Source organism: Candidatus Sodalis sp. SoCistrobi (assembly GCF_900143145.1).
Classification (GTDB): Bacteria; Pseudomonadota; Gammaproteobacteria; order Enterobacterales; family Enterobacteriaceae; genus SoCistrobi.
In genome coordinates this window covers 21,485-44,889 of record NZ_FRDB01000005.1, presented here as the reverse complement: position 1 = coordinate 44,889, position 23,405 = coordinate 21,485, and the positions used below count along the sequence as shown (strand labels likewise).

Here is a 23,405-nt window from a genome sequence, read left to right as displayed (position 1 = left end):
TGCTCGGGCGGCTGGGTTACATCCCTCCTACTGAAGCCGAAATGAACTATTACGCTTTGCAATTAGCATCAGAGGAAGCGGCGTAGTATTGCCAAAATTACTCTCTAATAAACTCGGGGTTATTCACTTATCACACGGCGTTAATCATTATGATCGAACAGCAAAACCAGGGCCCCGGTAATGGCTTATTCAATATCGCCCAGCGAATCCTTACTATTGTCGTCGGTATGGTAGAGACCCGCCTGCGCCTGGCCGTCGTGGAGCTGGAGGAAGAGAAATCCAATATCATTCAGATGCTGATGATGGCCGGTATCACGCTGCTGTTTGCCGCGTTCGGTCTGATGAGCCTGTTGGTATTGGTGATCCTGGCCATCGATCCGCAGTACCGCCTGACGGCGATCGCCACCACCACCGGCATCTGCTATTGCTGGCGATCGTCGGCGCGGTGGTGACCTTGGCCAAAGCGCGTAAATCTTCGTTGCTCGGCTCCACGCGTGAGGAGCTGCAGGTGGATCGCAACATCCTTGAAAAACTGCAGGATGAAATTAAGAACGAAGAAGCCGAACGCAAGCACGATGAAAAGGTAAAAAATAAGCAGCGCGACAGGATTGCGGAGGCGAAATGAGCGAACGCAATCCGAAACGCGCCAAGAAGTTACTGCTGTTACGTCAAATCCAGCAGCAGCGACAGGCGCTGGGCGTGCAAGGTCGCCAGTGGCAGCTTGCTGTCGCTCCTTGGGATCGGCGCTGGATACGTGTATTAAGCCTTCGCCGTTACCTGATTGCCGGTACCAGCCTGCTGGCATTGTATAACGTGCGCCACCCCAGCCGTCTGATGCGCTGGGCCAAACGCGGCATCGGCATTCTGGGCGCGGTCAAAATGGTGCGCAAAGCGCTCGAAAGCCGCTGACGCCGGGCGCAGATTATCGTCAAAAGCGGCCCGGCGCCGCTTTTTTATTGCCCCCCGGTGGCCTATTCTGGAGCGCAGGCCGTGCAGGCTGCCGATAAGGTCGGCGCGCCCCGCAAGTTTGGCTAGATCCAGTCCGGCCCCCGCCACCAGGTTCGGGTTTTCGCCCGCACGCCGCCGACCGGCGTTGTGCGTAGTGTTGATGGGCGCGGCACGGTTACACCCATCACCGCCCCCCGGACTCAGGCGGGTTTGCCCGCCTTAAGTTGCTCAAGCAACAAGGCCGCCGTCGAAGCGGATGACGCCGGGTTCTGGCCGGTTATCAGCAGGCCATCACTCACAACATAAGGCGCCCAGTCTTCCCCCTTGCTATAAAGACCGCCCAGGGCCTTCAGCTCATCCTCCACCAGGAACGGCACGACGTGAGTCAGCCCTACCCCCTCTTCTTCGGTGTTGCTAAAACCCGTGACGTTTTTGCCTTCGACCAGCGGCCGCCCTGCCGGGGTCTGAACGTGACGCAGCACGCCCGGCGCATGGCACACCAACGCAACCGGCTTACCGGCGGCAAGGAACGACGTGATAAGCGCGCGCGAGTGCGTGTCTACAGGCAGGTCCCACAATGGGCCGTGACCGCCCGGGTAAAACACCGTGTCGAAGTCGGCCTCTGCGACGCTGTCCAGACGCACGGTGGCAGCCAGTTGCGCCATTGCCCGGGCGTCGGCCTCGAAACGGCGGGTAAGATCGGTTTGGAAAGCCGGTTCATTACTTTTGGGATCAAGCGGCGGCTGGCCACCTTTGGGCGAGGCCAGCACGATCTCGGCGCCGGCATCTTGAAAGGCATAATAGGGTGCGGCTAATTCTTCCAACCAGAAGCCGGTTTTGCGGCCGGTATCGCCCAGTCTGTCATGCGAAGTCAGGACCATTACTATTTTCATTGTGCTTCTCCTAAAGATAGAAAGTTTATATTAGACCGGTCGTCTTGAAACTACAGCTAAAAAAACACTTCCACAGAAGTGCTGTTATCTTTCCCCCCGGTCATGGGCAAAGATGCAAGATGTGACGCGTGGTTATCATCGCCGTGGCAAAGGGCTGGGTGTGGCGGACGATCTTAACCATCACGCTGGCGCCCAGCCACAGCTGGTAAAGGCTTTGTGCAACCTCAACGGGCAAACCGTTGACGGACAACGACCCTTCCGCCACACCGCCCTCAATGGCCCGCGCCAGACGATCGGTGATACCTGAGGTCCCACGCTGGAGCGCATGACGCATGGCCTCAGACAGATCGGCAACCTCGGCGCCCAGCTTGACCGCCAGACATTTGCCCTGGCAGTCGTGAAAAGACTGGGTGTCCTGCCAATTCTGCCAATAATTCATCAGGCGCTGCGCCATGGTCAGGCCGGGAACGCAAAGCGTGGCGTCCAGCTCCGCCAGATAATCCGCAAAGTAACGCTCAAGCAGCGCTTCGCCGAAGGCCTCTTTGGAACCGAAATAGTGATAAAACGACCCCTTCGGCACACCTGCGGCGGTCAGAATTTCGTTAAGCCCTACGGCGGAAAAGCCCTTGCCGGCCATAATACGCATGCCGGTAGCCAGAATGTAGTCCCGCACAGGGTTGGTTTCGATGGTTATCGCGCTATTCATCCTATGACAGTAGCATTAATTGGACCGGTCGTCTAGTGCGACTTATCCACGCCTGCTTCTGGCCTGACTCGGTTGCCGTCCCCCTTTACTCTAAAGATCGGAAGTCGCATGACCAAATCGTTCAAATTTTCTGATAAAACCTGACAGTTTTACTCGCTATCACCGGACATAGCCGCGCATTACACTGCCTGCATCCGATGACCTTCCGCCGTACCCTTGGCCGGAAAGCATCCTGTTCAAGCCCTGGCCGTGCGTCGCGCCGGCTGGTCTAACCCGAGAGAGAACCATGAAAAAATTAGATGATACTGCCCTGCTGCTGGCGCGTGTATTGATGCCTATACTGTTTATTGTGGCCGGTTATGGCAAATTGGGCGCCGGTTACGCCGCCCCCCAGCAATACATGGCGGCGATGGGCGTGCCGGGCTTTTTACTGCCGTTGACCATTCTGCTGGAAGTCGGCGGGGGTTTGGCGGTGCTATTCGGGTTGCTTACCCGCAGCGTAGCGCTGGTCACCGTGGTATTTACGCTGCTGACGGCGTTTATTTTCCATGCGGACTTTGCTCAGGCGGGCAACCAGATCAACTTTATGAAAAACCTGACCATCGCCGGTGGCTATTTGCTGTTGGCGGTAAGCGGCCCCGGCGCCTTCAGCCTGGATTATCTGCTGAAGAAAAAAAGATCACCCCGGGCAACGGCGCCTTCCGCCGGTTCCGTGCTGCGATAAGCGAGCTCGTTCGGTAAGGCGGCACTGCGCCGGTCGAGGCAATTCATCGGCGCAACGGGGCACAAAGCCGGCGCTGCGCCGGTTTTGGCAATTCATCGACGCGACGGGCCGGCACTGCATAAGCCGTCGGTATATGCCGCCGAGCGGCATGACGTTGGAAGGAGTGAAAAGATGGGATTACTGGTAGAGGGGCAGTGGCAGGACAAGTGGTACGATACCGCCGCCAGCGGCGGACGTTTTCAACGCTCGGCGTCCCAGTTCCGCAATTGGATCACCGCTGACGGCAGCGCCGGGCCGGAAGGACGCGGCGGCTTTCGCGCTGAGGCCGGTCGCTACCATCTTTATGTTTCGCTGGCCTGCCCCTGGGCGCACCGAACCCTGCTGATGCGCCAGCTGAAAGGCCTGGACCGTTTGATCCCGGTCTCGGTAGTGCATCCGCTCATGCTTGAGAACGGCTGGACCTTCAGCCGCGACTTCCCCGGCACCACCGGCGATCCCCTGTTTGATAAGGCCTTTCTGTATCAACTATATTTGCAGGCGGACGCCGGCTATAGCGGCCGCGTCACGGTACCGGTGCTGTGGGATAAGCAGCAGCAGACCATCGTCAGCAACGAATCGGCGGATATTATGCGCATGTTCAACAGCGCGTTCGATGGCGCTGGCGCGTTGGCCGGCGACTATTATCCCGCCCATCTGCGCACCGCCATTGATGAAATTAACGGCTGGGTGTATCCGCAGGTGAATAATGGCGTCTACCAAGCCGGCTTCGCCACCCGTCAGGAGGCCTATGATGAGGCGGTAGCGGGCGTGTTCGCGCACTGGCACGGTTGGAGACGCTTCTCGGCCGGCATCGCTACCTGACCGGTCCCCGCCTGACCGAGGCGGATTTACGGCTGTGGACCACGCTTATCCGCTTCGATGCGGTTTATCACACCCACTTTAAATGCGATCAACAACGCTTGAGCGACTATTTAAATCTCTCGGGATTTCTGCGCGATATTTATCAGTTGCCGGGCGTGGCCGAAACGGTGGACTTTGCCCATATTCGCCATCATTATTTCCGCAGCCACCCGACCCTCAATCCCCACGGCATTATTTCCATCGGACCGCAGCAAAGTCTTGACGAACCCCACTGCCGCGGGCAGCGTTTCGGCGTCGACGAGGAATGATCCCCTACCGCCTGGGACGGCCGCAGGACTTTAGCTGAACAGTTTAGGAATTTCGCGCAGAAACCAGGATTTGGCTTCCCCCATGCTGTCGCGGCGCCAGGCCATGATGATATCGCTCCCGGCGCTGTACTCCGGGCTAACGACCCTGAGACGCCCGGCGGCGATATCCGCCTCCACCAGCGGATAAGGCATGGTCGCCACCCCCAGCCCGGCGAGCAGCGCCTTGTGTTTATCCGCCATGGTACTCACCGTCAGGCGCTGCTGTTTATCCAGTAGCTGCACCGTCAGCACCGGCCGCTCGCGGGCGGTATCGGCGATGGCGATGCCGCGATATTTGACGCGGGTCACCTCGGACAGCGGCTCCGGCTCCTGATGGATCGGATGGTCGGGGCTGGCGACGTAGACATTAAGCAAGCGGTACAGTTTGCGGCTGTTAATTTCGGACGACGCGCGGAAGTGAAGATCCGGCGCAATGACGATATCCGCCCGCCCTTGCTCCAGCCGCTCCCAGGCGCCGGCCAGCACTTCATTGATAATGGACACCTGGGTGTTGGCTTTACGCGCCAGTTTCTCGATGAGCGGAAACAATTTCTCGGCGGGGACCAGGGCTTCGGTCACCAGCGTCAGGTGGGTTTCCCAGCCGCGCGCCAGCGCTTCTGCATCGGTGGTAAGCTTGTCGGCCGCTTCCAGCAGCACCAGCCCGCGCTCCAGCAACATGCGGCCGACATTGGTGAATTTGGTGCGGTGGCCGGAACGGTCGAACAGCACCACATCCAGCTCCTCCTCCAACTTCTGCATTGTGTAGCTCAACGCCGAAGGAACACGTCCCAGCTCGTCCGCGGCGGCGGCGAAGCTGCCTCGGCGGTCGATAGCGTCCATCACCCGCAAGGCTTCCAGCGTTAACGCCCGGTCTTTGGCCATCGGTTGTTCTCATTCAGGATTTTTGAATATGGCGTCCAGATTAACTTGCTAACAATCCGCCGTCCAGCCGCTTACACTTTGTAAAGACCCCGCGAAAACAGATTACGCCATGATTACTTGCAGAACAGCCCAACAATGCGGCCAGGCGGACTTCGGTTGGTTACAGGCACGCTATACCTTTTCGTTCGGCCACTATTTCGATCCAGCCTTCTTACATTACGCCTCGCTGCGGGCGCTGAATCAGGAAGTGCTGGCGGTCGGCGCCGCCTTTCAGCCGCGGACCTACCCGCCGGTCGATGTGCTGAATATCATCTTGCGCGGCGAAGCCGAATACCGCGATAGCAACGGCCACGCCGTCCGGGTGGCGGCCGGCGCGGCGCTGATGCTGGCCGCACGCCCCGGCGTCAGCTACAGCGAGCACAACGTCGGCGCCGTGCCGCTGACCCGACTGCAGCTATGGCTCGACGCCTGCCCCACGCGGGACAACCCCGCCGTGCAATCGCTTACGCTGCCTGCGGCCGCCCACGTCCTGTTGGCCTCGCCGCAGGGCGAGCAGGGCAGCCTGCAATTACGTCAGCAGGCGTGGGTACACCAGGTAACGCTGGCGGCGGGAGAAAGCCTGACGGTGCCGCTCAACGGCCGGCGTGCTTATCTGCAATCGGTCTACGGTCAAGGGGAGATTGACGGGCCGCAGGGCGCGCGCGGACGGCTTGCCTGCGGCGACGGCGCCTTTGTCTATGACGAGCAACCGCTTACGCTGCGTGCCGCCGCACCGCTGCGGGCGCTATTGATTGATTTGGCCGGCGACGACCGCTCGACATCCTGAACCGGCACCCGCCAACGGCAAAAAAAAACCCGCGCCAGCATAAGGCGCGGGGTTAACGCAAGAGGGGAGTTGACCGTTAAGCCGGGTTCTGTCGTGGACAGTCATTCATCTAGGCCAGCGCTCACGCGCTGGCTCAAGCAGCCTACCCGGGTTCAGTACGGGCCGTACCATGTGAACCCCTATTTGGCCTTGCTCCGGGTGGAGTTTACCGTGCCGCGAACTGTTACCAGCCGCGCGGTGCGCTCTTACCGCACCCTTTCACCCTTACCTGATCCCGCGTGCGCGGGCCATCGGCGGTTTGCTCTCTGTTGCACTTGTCGTGGGTTTGCACCCCCCAGGCGTTACCTGGCACCCTGCCCTATGGAGCCCGGACTTTCCTCCCCTCCCCCTGTTTCCCCTTACGGGGACGACGGTGAAGCGGCGACTGTCTGGTCAACTCCGGGGCGCAGTATAGGGACTTTCCCGGCGCTTGTCATCTGCGATATACGGTGCCGGCAACAGGTTAGTGCCGCATTACGCTTTTTGCTGCCGTTCAAGGCCATAGCGATACAGCGCGTTCTTTTTCACGCCGTGGATCTCCGCCGCCAGCGCTGCGGCTTTTTTCAGCGGCAATTCGGCCAGCAATAGCGCTAAGGTGCGCAGGGCCTCGGGGGGCAGCACGTCGTCCGGCGCGTGATAGCCTTCGACAATAAGTACCATCTCGCCGCGGCGACGCTTCTCATCCTCCTGCACCCAGGCCAGAAGCTCAGCAACCGGCGCGCCATATAGCGTCTCCCAGGTTTTGGTCAGCTCCCGCGCCAGTACCACATAGCGCAGCGGCCCCCAGGCGGTCACCATATCTTCCAGGCTCTCCAGCAGCCGGTGGGTGGATTCGTAAAAAATCAGCGTACGCGGCTCCTGCGTCAGCGCCTGCAGGGAATCGAGACGCCCTTTGCGCTTCGCCGGCAGAAAGCCTTCATAGCAAAACCGATCGGACGGCAGCCCGGCGGCCGACAGCGCGGTGATGGCCGCACAGGCGCCCGGCAACGGCACCACGCGGATTCCGGCCTCGCGGCAGCGGCGCACCAGATGGTATCCCGGGTCGTTGATAAGCGGCGTGCCGGCGTCACTCACCAGCGCTATACTCTGTCCGTCTTGCAGCTTCGCCAGTAAAATGTCCGCTTTTTGCTGTTCGTTATGGTCGTGCAACGCGAAGAGCCGCGCATTTATGGCAAAATGTTGTAACAATAGACCGGTATGACGGGTATCCTCAGCGGCAATAAGATCAACGCCCTGCAGGACAGACAGCGCCCGCCGGGTGATGTCCTCCAGATTACCAATGGGAGTCGGTACCACATAAAGCGTTGATGCGGAAATATCCGCTTGTTGGTGTTGATTCATTGTTTCATCCGGATTGCCGATTTAATATTGAGCATCTTGAAAAAAACATCACTGGATACAGTATGCTTTCCTCTTATGTATTGGGTTTTAAAACAGGACGTCTCCTTCCTGTCGTGCTGGCCTCGTTGATACTGGCCGCCTGTACCGCCCAGGGTCCGGAAAGCCAGACCGGCCGCGCGGCCATCCCGGCCAACGCCAATGCCGACTATTATTTGCAGCAGATGCAGCAAAGTAGCAATGATACCAAGACCGACTACCAATTACTTGCCATTCGCGCGCTGATCAAAGAAGGGCGCCTGCCGCAGGCGCAGCAGCAGCTCGCCGCCCTGCCGCCCCAGCTTGATGCGGCGCGCCAGCGTGAACGCCTGCTGCTGAGCGCGGAATTTGCGCTGGCGTCGCATCAGCCGCAAAGCGCCGCCGCCGCCCTGCAGCAAATCGACAGCGCCTCCCTCGACGCGCCGCAGCGCCTGCGCTATACCCAGGCGATGATCGATGCCGGCCAGAGCCGGCCTTCGCTGGATCTGGTACGCGCCTATATCGCCCAGGCGCCGTTGCTGACCGATCCGGCGGCGCGCCAGCAAAATATCGATAAAACCTGGCAAACGCTGGTGTCGCTCCCGTCCCCGCAGAACAATCTGGTAATTAACGCCGATGAAAACGTTCTGCAGGGCTGGCTGGATCTGCTGCGCGTATATCAGGACAATCGTCAGGATCCCACGCTGTTGCAGGCGGCCATCAAAGACTGGCAGACCCGCTATCCGCAAAACCCGGCGGCGAAAACGCTGCCCACACCGCTCAGCCAGGTGCTAAACTACGCCTCGTCCTCGGTGGGGGGCATTGCTTTGCTGTTGCCGCTTAACGGCCAGGCGCAGGTTTTCTCCAACGCGATTCAGCAAGGATTCTCGGCGGCGAAAAACGGCCTGACGACGCAACAAAGCGCGCCGGAACAGGACGCGAGCGCCGCGGGCCAGTCCGCCGATGGCGTTCCTCAGAACGACGGGACGGCGGGGACAGAACCGGCCGGCGGCAGCGCCAATCAGGACGGACCGGTGACCGCTCCCGGTACCGGTCCTGACCCCGCTGTATCGGGCGTCGACGGGCAGGCCGCCGCCGCGGATAATGCGCCCCAGGCGACGACCCTCAGCGGGCAGAGCGCCGGCGGCCAACCGTCGGCAGCGCCCGCCGCCGCCAGCGGCGTGCCGGTCAAGGTTTATGATACCTCAAGCCAGCCGCTGCTGGCCCAGGCGCAGCGCGATGGCGCCAGCATGATAATCGGTCCGCTGCTGAAAAACGACGTTGAGCCGCTGTATAACGATAAACCCGGCGCCGCGTCCGCCGGCACGCTGAACATCCTGGCGCTCAACCAGCCGGAGCACCTGCAGTCGCGGCCTAACATCTGCTATTTTGCCCTGTCTCCAGAAGATGAGGCACGCGATGCGGCCAACCATATTCACCAGCAGGGCCGGCAGCAGCCGCTGTTGCCGCGCGGCGCCCTGGGCGATAGGGTGGCGAAAGCGTTTTCCGACGCCTGGCGTCAGGCTGGCGGCGCCACGGTGCTGGAACAGCGCTTCGGCTCCTCCGCCGAGCTGAAACAGAACATCAACAGCGGCGCCGGTATTCAGCTGACCGGCACGCCGGTGGCCGCGAGCGAGGCTCCGGCCAATGCGGCGGTGACCATTGCCGGCCTGACCATCCCCGCGCCGCAGGATAATGGCGCGGTTTCGCCGTCCGGCAGCGCCGGCGGCAGTATTGACGCGGTTTATATCATCGCCACCCCTGACGAACTGGCGCTGATTAAGCCGATGATCGATATGCGCGTCAGCTCGCGCGCCCGGCTGGCGCTGTATGCCAGTTCGCGCAGCTATCAGGCCGATGCCGGTCCCGATTACCGGCTGGAGATGGAGGGGCTGGAATTCAGCGATATTCCGCTGCTGACCGGCGCCCACCCGGCGCTGCTGTCGCAGATAATTAGCCAGTTCCACGGTGATTATTAGCTGGTGCGGCTGTACGCCATGGGTATGGATGCCTGGACGCTGGCTAATCACTTCAGCGAAATGCGGCAAATACAGGGCTTCCAGGTCGCAGGCGAAACCGGCACGCTGTCGGCGACGCCGGATTGCGTGATCAACAGGACGTTGTCATGGCTGAAATACCAGCGGGGCCAGCTCATAGCAGCGCAGTAAGCGGCCGCTCACGTGGCGCGCAGGCGGAGCTATTCGCGCGCCGCCGCCTTGAGCAGGCCGGCCTGCGCTTTGTCGCCGCCAATATGCATATCCGCGGCGGCGAGATTGACTTGATCATGCGGGATCGCTTTACCTGGGTGTTCGTCGAAGTGCGCTACCGTCGCAGCGACAGCTATGGCAGCGCCGCCAAAAGCGTAACGCCGCGCAAGCGCCGCCGTTTGCTGCGGGCCGCGCAGGTCTGGCTGGCACAGCGCGACGCCAGTTTCGACACCGCCGCTTGTCGTTTCGATATTATCGCCATTACCGGAAGCCGGGTAGAATGGCTGAAAGACGCCTTCGGCGCACCGTAATGACGCCCATTCATCTGTGACTTATCAGGTTGTTAAACGTGCTGGAAAGAATAAAAGGCTGTTTTACCGAGAGTATTCAAACTCAGATTGCGGCGGCGGAGGCCCTGCCGGACGCCATCGCCCATGCCGCCAACGTGCTGGCGCAGGCGCTGCTCGACGATAAAAAAATCTTATGCTGCGGCAACGGCACCTCCGCCGCCAACGCGCAGCACTTCGCCGCCTGCATGCTGAATCGCTATGAAGCCGAGCGCCCGAGCCTGCCGGCAATGGCGCTGAATGCGGATACCGTCGTCTTGACCGCCATCGCCAACGATCGCCAGCATGACGAAATCTATGCCAAGCAGGTGCGCGCGCTCGGACAGGTCGGCGATATTCTGCTGGCGATCTCCACCCGCGGCAACAGCCGTGATATCGTGAAAGCCGTCGAGGCGGCCGTGACGCGGGACATGAAAATTGTTGCCCTGACGGGCTACGACGGCGGCGAATTGGCTGGCCTTCTGGGTCAACAGGACGTTGAAATTCGCATCCCATCCCATCGCAGCGCGCGGATCCAGGAGATGCATATGCTCACCGTGAACTGTTTATGTGATTTGATAGATAATAAGTTGTTTCCCCACCTGGACGATTAAGGAGCCCAGATGAAGGTACATACGCCATTAGTATTGCTGTGCACCGCCCTGATGCTGCAAGGATGCGTCGGCGCGGTGGTGGTTGGCACCGCCGCGGTCGCCACCAAAACCGCCACCGATCCCCGCACCGTCGGCACGCAGGTCGATGACGGCACCCTTGAGGCGCGGGTCGCCAACGCGCTGGCCAAAGATCAGCAGCTGAAGAAAGACGCGCGCATTGTCAATACGGCTTATCAAGGCAAAGTCCTGCTGACCGGCCAGGCACCGACCCCCGAGCTTGCCGAGCGTGCCAAGCAGATTGCGGTGGGGGTCGACGGCGCCACCGAGGTGTATAACGAGATTCGCCAGGGGCAACCGGTGTCGCTGGGACGCGCGTCCATGGATACCTGGATCACCACCAAGATCCGTTCGCAGCTGCTGGCCAGCGACGCGGTCAAATCGTCCAACGTGAAGGTGACCACCGAGAACGGCGAAGTCTTCCTGCTGGGGCTTGTGACCAACGCCGAAGGCAAAGCCGCGGCCGAAGTCGCCAGTAAGGTAAACGGCGTGAAACACGTCACCACCGCCTTTACCTACTTGCAGTAACCAGGGTTTAGCGCAGGCCCGCCTGCGCCAGATAGGCATCGCCGCCCATTTGCCGCATCTGGCGCAGGATCCAGCGCTGCCGCTGGCGGACATAGGCGCTGGGCGCGTCGGCGCGCATACTCAGCGGGTTGGGCAGCACCGCCGCCAGCAGGGCCGCCTCTTCGGCGGTCAGCCGGCTGGCAGGTTTAAGAAAAAACCGCTGCGCCGCCGCTTCGACGCCAAAAATTCCCTCGCCGAATTCCGCGATATTCAAATACACGGTCAGTATGCGCCGCTTGGTCCATACCCCCTCAAGCCCGAGCGTCAGTCCGGTTTCCAGCCCTTTACGCAGCCAGCTGCGCCCGTCCCACAGCAGCAGATTCTTCGCCGTCTGCTGTGACAGGGTGGACGCACCACGGATATGCCGGCTGCGGGCATTGTGATTGAGCGCATCGCGGATAGCGGTGATATCAAATCCCCAGTGGCGGGAGAATTTCTGATCTTCGGCCGCCATCACCGCTAGCGCCATCGGCGGCGCAATCGCCCGCATCGGCACCCAGCGCGAGTGGGCGACATAGTGAAAATCGCCTCGCAGCCAGTGGTCTATCTGCCGCTCCGCCATGACGGCGGTGAACGGCACCGGTACAAAAGCAAACAGCACTATCGCCAGCAGCCACAGCGCCACCAGGGCCAGGCAGCCTCTCAACAGCCAGCGCCAGAGGCGCCGCAGCAGGAACGGATCGCCGCTGCGACGCTTCATGGAATATATTCCAGCACGCGCGCCACCAGCTTATCAATCCCTTTAGCCACCTCGGCGATGGAGGTTTCCTGCATATAGGCCGGCGTCGTGATGATGTTGTTATCGCCATCGATAACGATGTCGTCCACCGGGCAAGTGACATGGATGGCCCCCATGGCGTCCACCATCTCGGCGGCGTCGACATCGGTGCCCAGCGTTAACCGTAACGGCACAGCAAGTATTTTAGGCAATAGCGCCGGCGCGATACAGATAAAACCCAGGGGTTTACGCTGCAGATGCAGGGCCTGCACCAGTCGCGCCAGCTCGGCATCAACCTCACAATCGGCGCCCGTTTGCGCTAGATTGCTGAGATTTTTTGCCACACCATAGCCGCCGGGGACGATCAGCCCATCGAGATCGTCGGCGTTGGCGGCCGACAACGGCTGGATTTGGCCGCGCGCGATCCGCGCCGCCTCCACCAGCACATTGCGCCGTTCATCGGTCTGCTCGCCGCTTAAATGGTTGACCACCTGCAACTGCGGTTTATCGGGCGCAAAACAGACCGCATCGGCCCCCGCGCGATCGATGGCCAGCAGCGTCAGCACCGCCTCTTGTATTTCACTGCCGTCATTGACGCCGCAGCCGCTCAACACGATACCGATCCGTTTCATTGGCTACATTCCTTCTGTTTGGTAGGTGAACTTGTTATTTCCATTGACAAAATCTGTATTACATCCCAAATTTTAATGGATCTTGTAACATTATTCTGTTGTTTTGCTATGGTTTATTCATGAATGCTGGTGACGTCTTTTCCCCGTCCCTCAACCGCCGTTAAGCAATAGCGGCGGGAGTCAGTTTCCCTGGTGTTGGCGCAATCTTCGCGCACCCCGGCATAAGTCGGGGTCATTTTTTTTCTACCTGCTGAACCCAATCACGCAACGTTTGCACATCATGACGCCATTCCTGCTTCAACTCATCAATCCACTCCTGGACGTTATCCCACCAGGCCGGCAACTCGGGGCTTTGGATCTGCTGCGCCAACTGCTGCAAATGGCGTAAGCCCACCGAACCTGCCGCGCCCTTGATCTTATGCCCCTCCTCCGCAATGCCCTGCCGATCGCGGGCGGTCATGTTGGAGTCAAGGATCGCCAGATAGCCGGGCATCATTTTTTCAAACATCGCCAGGCTTTGATGAATCAACGACGGCCCCACCAGTTCCATGTACTGCTCCAGCATGGCGGTGTCCAATACCTGCCGGCTTTTGTCCACTGCGGATTGCACTGTTGGCGCCTCGGCGCCGACGCTGTCGGCATGATCCCAGAACGTCTTTATCACGTGGGTGAGCGCCGCGACCTCCAGGGGTTTACTCAGCACATCGTCCATGCCGGCCGCCAGATATTCCCGCTTATCCTTCAATACATTACATTGGCGGTTAGGGCAATCAGCGGCGGCATCTGCCGTCCCTGATAGCGGATTTTCAGTTCGCTGGCGATATCCAGGCCGGTCATATCCGGCAATTGGATATCCAGCAGCACCAGGTCAAACTCGTCGGGGTCGAACATCGCCAGCGCGTCCTTACCGGTCATCGCGACCTCCACGCTGCTGCCGAGTTTTTCCAACACGGAACGGGCCACCAGCACGTTAAGTTCAATATCTTCCACCAGCAACACGTTCAGCGCCGGCAGCGGCATCTCTTCCTCGTCCTCGGTCTGTTCCGGCTCGTGCGCCACTTCCGGCGCCACAATTGATAACGAGAAGCAGGAGCCTTGGCCGGGAAGGCTGCTGACGGTGATATCGCCCCCCATGGCCTGCGCCAGCCGCTTGGATACCGCCAGTCCGATCCCGGTACCGGTCGCCGGCTTACCGCCGTGCTGCCCTTTCACCTGATAGTACATGGCGAAGATTTTCTCTTGCTCCTCTTCGGGAATACCGATACCGGAATCCTGTACGTCAAAACATAAACGGTCCGGCTGTTCACGCCAGATACGAATCACAATCTCGCCCTGGCGGGTGAATTTCACGGCATTGCCGATAAGGTTCCACAAGATTTGCCGCAGGCGGGTGCCGTCGGCGATGATACTGCGGGGTAGCGGCTGGCGCGGCGCCATCACCAGTTTCAGCCCCTTCGGTTGCACCAGCAGGCCGGACAGGTTTTCCAGATCCATCAGGAAGTCGGTGAAATCCAACGGCTGATTATCCAGTCGCACCTTACGGCGCTCCAGCTTATCCATTTCGATAATGTCGTTGAAGATATAGCCCAGGGTCACCGCGCTGACATGAATGGTTTTCAGATAGTTGTGTTGCTCTTGCGTCAATCGGCTATCCAGCAAAATACGGCTTAAACCCACGATGCCGTTAAGCGGCGTACGCAGCTCGTGGCTGATGGTTGAGATAAAGGTGGTTTTCTCCCTGCTGGCGCTTTCCAACGCGTCCTGATAGCGCTTACGCTCGGTAATATCGCGACCAAAGCCCATTAGGCCGTGGCGCTTGCCGATGCGATCGTAAAACGGCACTTTACGCAGCTCAAAACAGGCTTTGCGACCGTCGGGGTATTCCAGCCATTGCTCATAGGTGAGCGAGACATTATGGCGAAACACCTTTTCATCGGTTTCGATCACCTTTTCGGCAATATCCGGGGAATAAACATCGCGCGGCGTCAACCCCACCAGCTGTTTTTCACTTTTGCCGGTCAGCAGCTCCGTGGCGCGGTTACAGCCGGAGAACTCTTTGTTTTCATTACGGTAGTACACCAGGTCCGGCGATGCATCGAGGAAAGAGCGCAGCAGCGATGATTGTTGTTCAAGCTCAATTTGCGCCTGTTCGCGCCGCGCCATTTCTTCGGTCAACTTTTCCATTGCCCGGCGCCGCGCCTCTTCGGCATTTTCACGATCTGCCATCTCCTGATTGAGCTGGGCGATGTTATTTTGCAATTGGGCGTTGAGCTGTAAATCGCGGTTACGCATCTCCTGCAGTTTATCCACCAGGCGCGACAGCCGCTGGCGTGACGTCTCAAGCTGCTCCACCACCACCGACAGGAAATAGACCGCCCACGGGGTGATTAACAGGCCAAAGAAGATTGAGCGCACCACATCGATATTCTCCACCTCGCCCCTGAGCACCATGGTGACCGCCATCTGCACGATCATCGCCAGCACCACCAGCGCCGAGGCCAGCAGCAGGGAGAAGCGCACCAGACCGAGCTTCACCATCAGATCGACGTAGTATTGGGCCAGCAGGCGAATTTGCTTCATGAGAGATTCCTTTAAGGACAATAGTTGAATCATACCGTAAATATTTCCCACTGAACCAGTCCGTGTGCGCCGCTGCCGTCGTTGGCGCAACCGCCCGTGGCGGCGAAAGCGTACGTGGGGCTGCGGCAAGGCCGGTGATGCCTGGATGCCGGACCCGGGCGCAGCGTCTGCCTGGACTATGGCGCAAGCTATCGACGCGGTGATTGCTGAGGCCGGGCACAAGCTATCGGCGCGGTGCCGGCTCAGGCCGGGTGCAAGCTATCGGCGTAGTGTTGGCTGAGGCCGGGCGCAAGCTAGCGGCGCAGTGTTGGCTGAGGCCGGACGCAAGCTATCGGCGCGGTGCCGGCTCAGGCCGGGCGCATGCTACTGACGGGGTATTAACCCATGATAGGGCGCAAGTATTGGCGCGGCGTCTGTGCATGACGCGGCGCCGGCAGCAGCGCGCGGCACAGGCGGCAAAGCAGCCGTACGAGCGGCTCATGGGTGCTCAACAGAATCTGCATGAGTAATAGCAAGAGATCACGCATGGTCTTCGGCAACCGGGAGCCGCCAGGGTCTGCCGAGGGCGCTCCCCTGCGGTCCCCGTTGCTGCAGGTAGTGGTAGACGGCCAGCATGCCATGCCATCGGTTCTCGCACCACTGTGGCGCAAGCAGCACGGGACGGCGGGCATTGGCGGACACCCGATGAAAAATGATGTCGGGCGGCGTATGGCGGATCATTTCGCCGGCGATGGCGGCATAGGCATCCAGCGTCAGCGTCGTCAGCCTGCCCGCCCGCCATGCGCGCGCAAGTATGCTGCCATCAACAATATGTAGCGGATGCAATTTCAGGCCCGTCACGCCCTCCGCCACCACCTTGTTAAGGGTGTCGAGGCACGCCGTCGCGTCTTCGCCGGGCAAACCGACAATAAGGTGCGTGCAGACTTTCAGCCCGCGCGCCTGCGCCTGCGCGACGGTGCGTTGGTAACAGGCATAATCATGGCCACGGTTGATGCGCCGCAGGGTTTTATCCTGTGCGCTCTGTAGTCCCAGCTCCAGCCAAATTTCATACCCTCTATCGCGGTAACCGGCCAGAAGATCCAGCACTGAGGCGGGCACGCAGTCCGGTCGGGTCCCGACGCATAAGCCGGCAATTTGGGTCTGGCCTAGCGCCTGTCGATACAGACGGTCCAACACCTGCACTTCTGCATAAGTACTGGTATAGGCCTGGAAGTAAGCCAGATAGCGTTTGGCGCGATCTACGCCCGCCCTCTGGCCGGCAAGCTGTTCGGCCACAGGATAATCCTGCCGCGCAGGATCGCTAAACGCCGCGACATTGCAAAATGTACAGCCCCCGCGTCCCCGCGTGCCGTCGCGGTTAGGGCAGCTAAACCCGCCGTGCAGGCTGAGTTTATGGATCTTCTCGCCGTAGCGACGTTGAAGATCGTTGCCAAACATATTGACTAATTGGTGTAACTGCATAGTCTAGGGATCCGGTGTTTTTATCGCCCCGCAGCTTACGCTTTTTCCCACCGCCAAAGGCTGACCGGGATCAATTACCCTGCCGGACTCACAATATCGGCATAATTATGCATTGAAATCGATAATTAAATCATTTTACCCTGGATTAATAATTCTTATTCCACCCCTATGATTCATTCAAAAGCGCACTAATCCTGTAATACAGTGTCATGCATCGGAAAAAATTCGTATAGCAGAATATCATGCTAAAAAAACACCGAGCACTAGCATGGTGCAGAGATGACGACGCTGCACTATAGTGAGACATTGCATCACTCCCCCCCCTTCACCCCCCTGCAAAGGGAGTAAAAAGCACTATTTATTATTATTTATCAAATAGTTAATCCATAAATTTCCCTTATCACCGCCCTTTACATGGATATTTGACCTGCGTGGTGATTATCGTTAATTTGGAAGGCCGCTGGAAGAAATCCTGACGGGGCAACGACTCGTCATATTTATGCAGTTATTGAAGACTCCTTCTTAATACTAGTCGTTTATCAGTGTCTGACCGCCACGAGAGGTATTGAGTGAGAGCGGCACAGCAGAGCGCAGAGATGGTTTCATCCTGCCATCCGCTGCCGTTCCATACCGATTCGCCTCCTCGCAGCAGGTTGTGTGAGTTAGCTGGAGCCTGGGGAGGTTCACGATATGTTGTACGATACTACGCACGAGAAGGACAACTGTGGCTTCGGCCTGATTGCCCACATAGAGGGCGAGCCCAGCCATAAAGTCGTACGCACCGCCATTCATGCGCTGGCCCGCATGCAGCATCGTGGCGCGATCCTGGCCGACGGTAAGACCGGTGACGGCTGCGGTTTGCTATTGCAAAAACCCGACCGCTTCTATCGTATGGTGGCGCAGGAGCGCGGCTGGCGGCTGGCGAAAAATTACGCCGTCGGCATGATGTTTTTGAGTCAGGACGAAGAAGAAGCCCGCGCCAGCCGCCGCATCGTCGAAGAAGAGATGCAAAACGAGACGCTGTCCATCGCCGGCTGGCGTGAAGTCCCCATTAATGCTGATGTGCTGGGCGATATCGCGCTGTCTTCGCTGCCGCGCATCGAACAAATTTTTGTCAACGCCCCCGCCGGCTGGCGTCCGCGCGATATGGAACGTCGCCTGTATGTGGCGCGCCGTCGTATTGAAAAGCGGGTCACCGACGACAGCTTCTATGTGTGCAGCCTGTCCAATCTGGTGACCGTCTATAAAGGGCTGTGCATGCCGGCAGACCTGCCGCGCTTTTACCTGGATTTGGCGGATTTACGTCTGGAATCGGCCATTTGCCTGTTCCACCAGCGCTTTTCGACCAATACCGTCCCACGCTGGCCGCTGGCCCAGCCGTTCCGTTATCTGGCCCATAACGGCGAAATCAATACCATTACCGGTAACCGGCAATGGGCGCGCGCGCGCGCTTACAAACTGAAAACTCCGTTGATCCCCGATTTGCAGGACGCCGCGCCGTTTGTCAATGAAACCGGCTCGGATTCCAGCTCGCTGGATAATATGCTGGAGCTGTTTTTAAGCGGCGGCATGGATCTCATCCGCGCCATGCGCCTGCTGGTGCCGCCCGCCTGGCAGAACAACCCCAACATGGATCCGGAGCTGCGCGCTTTCTTCGATTTTAACTCGATGCATATGGAGCCCTGGGACGGTCCGGCCGGCCTGGTGATGTCCGACGGTCGCTTCGCCGCCTGTAACCTGGATCGCAACGGCCTGCGTCCGGCACGCTACGTTATTACGACGGATAAGCTTATCACCTGCGCCTCCGAGATAGGCATATGGGATTACCAGCCGGACGAAGTGGTGGAAAAAGGCCGCGTCGGCCCCGGGGAATTGATGGTGATAGACACCACCAGCGGGCGCATTCTGCATTCGGCGGAAACCGATAACGATCTGAAAAGCCGCCACCCGTACAAAGAGTGGATGGAGCGCAATGTGCGCCGCCTGACGCCGTTCGAGGATTTGCCGGACGACCAGGTCGGCTTCCGCGCGTTGGATAATGATCTGCTGTCCAGCTACCAAAAACAGTTTGGCTATACCTTTGAAGAGCTTGACGCCATCGTCCGCGTGCTGGGGGAAAACGGTCAGGAAGCTACCGGCTCAATGGGCGACGATACACCGTTTGCCGTGCTCTCCAGCCGGCCGCGGGTCATCTATGACTATTTCCGCCAGCAGTTCGCCCAGGTGACCAACCCGCCTATCGATTCGCTGCGTGAGGCCCACGTCATGTCGTTGGCCACCTGTATCGGTCGCGAAATGAATGTTTTTAGCGAAGCGGAAGGCCAGGCGTACCGGTTGGCGTTTAAATCGCCGATATTGCTGTATTCCGACTTTACCCAGCTCACCACCCAGGCCGGCGATCATTATCGCGCCAATAAACTGGATATCACCTTTGAGCCGGCGCAGGCGAGTCTACATGACACCATGCTGAGCTTGTGCGACCGCGCCGAAGAAATGGTGCGCCAGGGCACGGTGCTGCTGGTGTTGACCGACCGGGCTATCGCCCCGGGCCGCATACCGGTACCGGCGCCGATGGCGGTGGGCGCCATCCATACCCGCCTGGTGGAAAAAAACCTGCGCTGCGATGCCAACCTGATCGTGGAAACCGCCAGCGCCCGCGATCCGCATCACTTTGCGGTGCTGCTGGGCTTTGGCGCCACCGCGATTTATCCGTTCCTGGCTTATGAAAGTCTGGCCGGCATGGTGGATAACGGCACCATCGATAAAGATTACCGCACGGTGATGCTGAACTTCCGCAACGGCATCAATAAGGGGCTGTACAAGATCATGTCCAAAATGGGCATTTCGACCGTCGCCTCATACCGTTGCTCGAAGCTGTTCGAGGCGGTCGGCCTGCATCGCGATCTGACCGATCTGTGCTTCCAGGGCGTGGTCAGCCGCATCGGCGGCGCCAGCTTTAGCGATTTCGAGCTTGATTTACTGAACCTGTCAAAACGGGCGTGGCTGAAGCGCAAAGCGCTTGATCAGGGCGGGCTGCTTAAATATGTCCACGGCGGCGAGTACCACGCCTATAACCCCGATGTGGTGAGCACCCTGCAACAGGCGGTGCACAGCGGCGATAGGCAGGACTATCGCCAGTATGCCGATCTGGTCAATCAGCGCCCGGTCGCGACGCTGCGGGATCTGCTGCAGTTAAAACCCAACGGCCAGGCGGTGGCGCTGGATCAGGTAGAGCCGGCGGAGCATCTGTATAAGCGATTCGATACCGCCGCCATGTCCATCGGCGCACTCAGCCCGGAGGCCCATGAGTCGCTGGCCCAGGCGATGAACGGGCTGGGCGGCTTCTCCAACTCCGGCGAGGGCGGTGAAGATCCGGCCCGCTACCGTACCGATAAAGTGTCGCGTATAAAACAGGTGGCCTCCGGCCGCTTCGGCGTGACGCCAGCTTATCTGGTCAATGCCGACGTCATTCAGATTAAGGTAGCGCAGGGCGCCAAGCCCGGCGAAGGCGGCCAGCTGCCGGGGGATAAAGTCACCCCCTATATCGCGCGCCTGCGTTATTCGGTGCCCGGCGTCACGCTGATTTCGCCGCCGCCGCACCACGATATCTACTCGATAGAAGATCTGGCGCAGCTGATATTCGACCTCAAACAGGTCAATGCCAAGGCGCTGATTTCGGTCAAGCTGGTGTCCGAACCCGGTGTCGGCACCATCGCCACCGGCGTGGCCAAAGCCTATGCGGATTTGATAACCATCGCCGGCTACGACGGCGGTACCGGCGCCAGCCCGCTCTCCTCGGTAAAATACGCCGGCTCGCCCTGGGAATTGGGTTTGGTGGAAACCCAGCAAGCGCTGGTGGCAAACGGACTACGCCATAAAATCCGCCTGCAGGTGGACGGCGGCCTGAAAACCGGACAGGACATCATCAAAGCGGCCATCCTCGGCGCTGAAAGTTTCGGTTTCGGCACCGGACCGATGGTGGCGCTGGGCTGCAAATATCTGCGCATTTGCCACCTCAATAACTGCGCCACCGGCGTTGCGACCCAGGACGAAAAGCTGCGCCGCGATCATTACCACGGGCTGCCGGAACGCGTGACCAATTATTTCCACTTTATCGCGCAGGAAACCCGCGAACTTATGGCGGAGCTGGGCGTGACCCGTCTGGTGGATCTGATAGGCCGCACCGATCTGCTGTGCGAGCTCGATGGCATCACCGCCCGGCAGAATAAGCTGGATCTGGCGCCGCTGCTCGCCACCGCCACACCGCACCCGGGCAAGGCGCTGTATTGCACCGAGGAGCGCAACCCGCCGTTTGATCCGGGCTCGATGAATAAGAGCTTGCTGCAACAGGCGATGCCTTATGTCGACGCGCGCCAAAGCAAAACCTTTTACTTCGATATTCATAACACCGATCGTTCGGTAGGCGCGTCGCTGTCGGGCGCCATTGCCGACATTCACGGCGATCAGGGGCTGTCCGCGGATCCGATCAAAGCGCACTTTACCGGTACCGCCGGCCAAAGCTTCGGCGTTTGGAACGCCGGCGGCGTGGAACTGACGCTGACCGGCGACGCCAACGATTACGTCGGTAAGGGCATGGCGGGCGGCAGCATCGTGGTGCGGCCGCCGGTCGGTTCGGCGTTCTTGAGTCACGAGGCGACGATCATTGGCAATACCTGCCTGTATGGCGCCACCGGCGGCAAGCTATTTGCGGCGGGCCGGGCCGGTGAGCGTTTCGCGGTACGTAACTCCGGCGCCATCACGGTAGTGGAAGGCGTGGGCGACAACGGCTGTGAATATATGACCGGCGGCATCGTATGTGTGCTAGGCCGTACCGGCGTCAACTTCGGCGCGGGCATGACCGGCGGTTTTGCTTACGTGCTTGATGAACATGGCGATTTCGGCAAACGTGTGAATCCTGAGCTGGTGGAAGTGTTAGCCGTGGCGGATTTGGCCATTCACGAAGAGCACCTGCGCGGGCTGATTACCGAGCACGTTCATTTGACCGGCTCGCACCGCGGCGAGGAGCTACTGGCCGATTGGCCGGCCTGGGCGGGTCGCTTCGCGCTGGTGAAACCAAAATCGAGCGATGTGAAAGCGTTGTTGGGCCACCGCAGCCGCTCCGCGGCAGAATTGCGCGTGCAAGCGCAGTAAGAGGTTAATGATGAGTCAAAATGTCTATCAATTTATTGACCTGCAGCGTGTGGATCCGCCGAAAAAGCCGCTGAAGGTGCGTAAAATTGAATTTGTGGAAATCTACGAGCCGTTCTCCGACTCGCAGTCCAAAGCGCAGGCGGACCGCTGTCTTTCCTGCGGCAACCCTTACTGTGAATGGAAATGTCCGGTCCATAACTACATTCCCAACTGGCTGAAGCTTGCCAACGAGGGACGGATTATCGAAGCGGCCGAACTGTCCCACCAGACCAACAGTCTGCCGGAAGTGTGCGGCCGGGTTTGCCCGCAGGACCGCCTGTGCGAGGGTTCCTGCACCCTGAACGATGAATTCGGCGCCGTCACCATCGGTAATATCGAGCGTTATATTAACGATAAAGCCATTGAGATGGGCTGGAAACCGAGCGTCGCCAACGTCGTTGCCACCGGCAAGCGGGTAGCCATTATCGGCGCCGGTCCGGCGGGGCTGGCCTGCGCTGATGTTCTGGCGCGCAACGGCGTGCAGGCGGTGGTCTTTGACCGTCACCCCGAAATCGGCGGTCTGCTGACTTTCGGTATCCCCGCCTTCAAGCTTGAGAAAGAGGTGATGATCAAGCGCCGCGAGATCTTCAGCGAAATGGGCATCGAGTTCCGTTTGAATACCGAAATCGGGAGAGATGTGCAGCTCAGCGATTTGCTGGGGGAATACGATGCGGTCTTTCTGGGCGTCGGCACTTATCAATCCATGCGCGGCGGGCTCGATAACGAGGACGCGCCCGGCGTATATGACGCCTTGCCGTTTCTGGTCGCCAATACCCGCGAGCTGATGGGCTTTGGTAACCCCATTGATGCGCCCTACGTCAACATGAGCGGCAAGCGCGTGGTGGTGCTGGGCGGCGGCGATACCGCCATGGACTGTGTGCGCACCTCGATTCGCCACGGCGCCAGCCGGGTTATCTGCGCCTATCGCCGCGACGAGGAAAACATGCCGGGATCGCGCCGGGAAGTGAAGAACTCGCGCGAGGAAGGGGTGGAATTCATGTTCAATCTGCAGCCGGTAAGCATCGAAGTGGGTGCCGATGGCCGGGTGTGCGGCGTGAAGATGGTGCGTACCGCTATGGGCGCGCCGGATGCCCATGGCCGTCGCCGCGCGGAAATCGTCGCCGGCTCCGAGCATATTCTTGATGCCGATGCGGTGGTCGTCGCCTTCGGTTTCCGCCCGCACGCGATGAGCTGGCTGGCCGATTTCAGCGTCGAGCTGGACAGTCAGGGCCGGATCATGGCGCCGGAAGACGGCGCGGCCGCCTTCCAGACCAGCAATCCAAAAATCTTCGCCGGCGGTGACGCGGTACGCGGCTCCGATCTGGTGGTTACCGCCATCGCTGAAGGGCGAAAAGCGGCTGAAGGCATCATGGATTATCTGGAAGTGTAAACGCACTTCTCTAGGTTGAGTCGAAAAAAAAGCCGCCCCGGCGATGCCGGGTGCGGCTTTTTAATGTCTAGGGTAGAGCTC

The 23,405-nt window shown here is 59.7% G+C and carries 15 protein-coding genes, 1 other RNA gene and 4 pseudogenes; 11 read left to right on the top strand and 9 right to left on the bottom strand.

What is annotated here, in order from left to right; genetic code table 11:
- Positions 1-149: 149 nt before the first annotated feature.
- Together CINSTRO3249_RS16150 and CINSTRO3249_RS01100 are read left to right on the top strand one after the other, a co-directional pair.
- Positions 150-532, top strand: a pseudogene (locus CINSTRO3249_RS16150) (phage holin family protein); the annotation flags it as partial.
- 89 nt (positions 533-621) lie between these two features.
- The gene (locus CINSTRO3249_RS01100; protein ID WP_074011814.1) at positions 622-909 is read left to right on the top strand and encodes a YqjK-like family protein; all 288 of its coding nucleotides are present in this window, start codon (positions 622-624) and stop codon (positions 907-909) included.
- Between the two features lie 239 nt (positions 910-1,148).
- Here the strand turns inward: CINSTRO3249_RS01100 and CINSTRO3249_RS01095 are convergent, their stop codons facing one another.
- Together CINSTRO3249_RS01095 and CINSTRO3249_RS01090 are read right to left on the bottom strand one after the other, a co-directional pair.
- Positions 1,149-1,841: a type 1 glutamine amidotransferase domain-containing protein gene (locus tag CINSTRO3249_RS01095; protein ID WP_074011813.1), complete on the bottom strand. Its 693-nt coding sequence runs from the start codon at positions 1,839-1,841 to the stop codon at positions 1,149-1,151.
- A gap of 100 nt (positions 1,842-1,941) precedes the next feature.
- Entirely contained in the window at positions 1,942-2,547 is a 606-nt protein-coding gene (locus CINSTRO3249_RS01090) for a TetR/AcrR family transcriptional regulator (RefSeq protein WP_074011812.1), read from the bottom strand.
- Between the two features lie 286 nt (positions 2,548-2,833).
- Here CINSTRO3249_RS01090 and CINSTRO3249_RS01085 point away from each other — a divergent pair, with 286 nt between their 5' ends.
- Entirely contained in the window at positions 2,834-3,271 is a 438-nt protein-coding gene (locus tag CINSTRO3249_RS01085) for a DoxX family protein (protein ID WP_074011811.1), read from the top strand.
- A gap of 171 nt (positions 3,272-3,442) precedes the next feature.
- Positions 3,443-4,440, top strand: a pseudogene (locus CINSTRO3249_RS01080) (glutathione S-transferase family protein).
- Positions 4,441-4,470: 30 nt separating this feature from the next.
- On the opposite strand, the gene CINSTRO3249_RS01075 reads toward CINSTRO3249_RS01080, so the two are convergent.
- A complete protein-coding gene (locus CINSTRO3249_RS01075; protein ID WP_074011810.1) occupies positions 4,471-5,361 on the bottom strand; it encodes a LysR family transcriptional regulator in 891 nt (296 codons plus the stop codon).
- Between the two features lie 109 nt (positions 5,362-5,470).
- Between CINSTRO3249_RS01075 and CINSTRO3249_RS01070 the strand changes: the two genes are divergently transcribed.
- The gene (locus tag CINSTRO3249_RS01070; protein ID WP_074011809.1) at positions 5,471-6,187 is read left to right on the top strand and encodes a pirin family protein; all 717 of its coding nucleotides are present in this window, start codon (positions 5,471-5,473) and stop codon (positions 6,185-6,187) included.
- A 61-nt stretch (positions 6,188-6,248) separates the two neighbouring features.
- Here the strand turns inward: CINSTRO3249_RS01070 and rnpB are convergent.
- Together rnpB and rsmI are read right to left on the bottom strand one after the other, a co-directional pair.
- Positions 6,249-6,627, bottom strand: an RNA gene (rnpB, locus tag CINSTRO3249_RS01065) — RNase P RNA component class A.
- A 73-nt stretch (positions 6,628-6,700) separates the two neighbouring features.
- Positions 6,701-7,567 carry a 16S rRNA (cytidine(1402)-2'-O)-methyltransferase gene (gene rsmI / locus CINSTRO3249_RS01060; protein ID WP_074011819.1) on the bottom strand — a complete coding sequence of 289 codons (867 nt, stop codon included), beginning with the start codon at positions 7,565-7,567 and terminating at the stop codon, positions 6,701-6,703.
- Positions 7,568-7,629: 62 nt separating this feature from the next.
- On the opposite strand from rsmI, the pseudogene CINSTRO3249_RS01055 reads away from it, so the two are divergent.
- The 4 genes and pseudogenes from CINSTRO3249_RS01055 (at position 7,630) to dolP (ending at position 11,314) form a co-directional block, all read left to right on the top strand.
- Positions 7,630-9,750 (top strand): annotated as a pseudogene (locus CINSTRO3249_RS01055) (penicillin-binding protein activator).
- Positions 9,708-10,100, top strand: coding sequence for a YraN family protein (locus CINSTRO3249_RS01050; RefSeq protein ID WP_074011808.1), 393 nt, complete (start codon positions 9,708-9,710; stop codon positions 10,098-10,100). The pseudogene CINSTRO3249_RS01055 and the gene CINSTRO3249_RS01050 overlap by 43 nt, the downstream one beginning before the upstream one ends.
- A 38-nt stretch (positions 10,101-10,138) precedes the next feature.
- Entirely contained in the window at positions 10,139-10,729 is a 591-nt protein-coding gene (gene diaA, locus CINSTRO3249_RS01045; protein WP_074011807.1) for a DnaA initiator-associating protein DiaA, read from the top strand.
- A gap of 9 nt (positions 10,730-10,738) precedes the next feature.
- Positions 10,739-11,314, top strand: a complete 576-nt coding sequence (gene dolP, locus CINSTRO3249_RS01040) for a division/outer membrane stress-associated lipid-binding lipoprotein (RefSeq protein WP_074011806.1) — start codon at positions 10,739-10,741, stop codon at positions 11,312-11,314.
- Positions 11,315-11,321: 7 nt separating this feature from the next.
- On the opposite strand, the gene mtgA is transcribed toward dolP, so the two are convergent.
- The 4 genes and pseudogenes from mtgA to CINSTRO3249_RS01020 form a co-directional block, all read right to left on the bottom strand.
- Positions 11,322-12,053: a monofunctional biosynthetic peptidoglycan transglycosylase gene (gene mtgA / locus CINSTRO3249_RS01035; protein WP_074011805.1), complete on the bottom strand. Its 732-nt coding sequence runs from the start codon at positions 12,051-12,053 to the stop codon at positions 11,322-11,324.
- Positions 12,050-12,703 (bottom strand): isoprenoid biosynthesis glyoxalase ElbB, encoded by a 654-nt coding sequence (gene elbB, locus CINSTRO3249_RS01030; RefSeq protein WP_074011804.1) that lies wholly within the window; start codon positions 12,701-12,703, stop codon positions 12,050-12,052. The genes mtgA and elbB overlap by 4 nt, the downstream gene beginning before the upstream one ends.
- Positions 12,704-12,935: 232 nt before the next feature.
- A pseudogene (arcB, locus tag CINSTRO3249_RS01025) lies at positions 12,936-15,283 on the bottom strand (aerobic respiration two-component sensor histidine kinase ArcB).
- A 519-nt stretch (positions 15,284-15,802) separates the two neighbouring features.
- A complete protein-coding gene (locus CINSTRO3249_RS01020; protein WP_074011803.1) occupies positions 15,803-16,744 on the bottom strand; it encodes a tRNA modification radical SAM protein MnmL/YtqA in 942 nt (313 codons plus the stop codon).
- Positions 16,745-17,434: 690 nt separating this feature from the next.
- On the opposite strand from CINSTRO3249_RS01020, the gene gltB reads away from it, so the two are divergent.
- Both gltB and CINSTRO3249_RS01010 read left to right on the top strand, forming a co-directional pair.
- Entirely contained in the window at positions 17,435-21,895 is a 4,461-nt protein-coding gene (gene gltB, locus CINSTRO3249_RS01015) for a glutamate synthase large subunit (protein ID WP_074011802.1), read from the top strand.
- 10 nt (positions 21,896-21,905) lie between these two features.
- Positions 21,906-23,324 carry a glutamate synthase small subunit gene (locus CINSTRO3249_RS01010; RefSeq protein WP_074011818.1) on the top strand — a complete coding sequence of 473 codons (1,419 nt, stop codon included), beginning with the start codon at positions 21,906-21,908 and terminating at the stop codon, positions 23,322-23,324.
- Positions 23,325-23,405 lie beyond the last annotated feature (81 nt).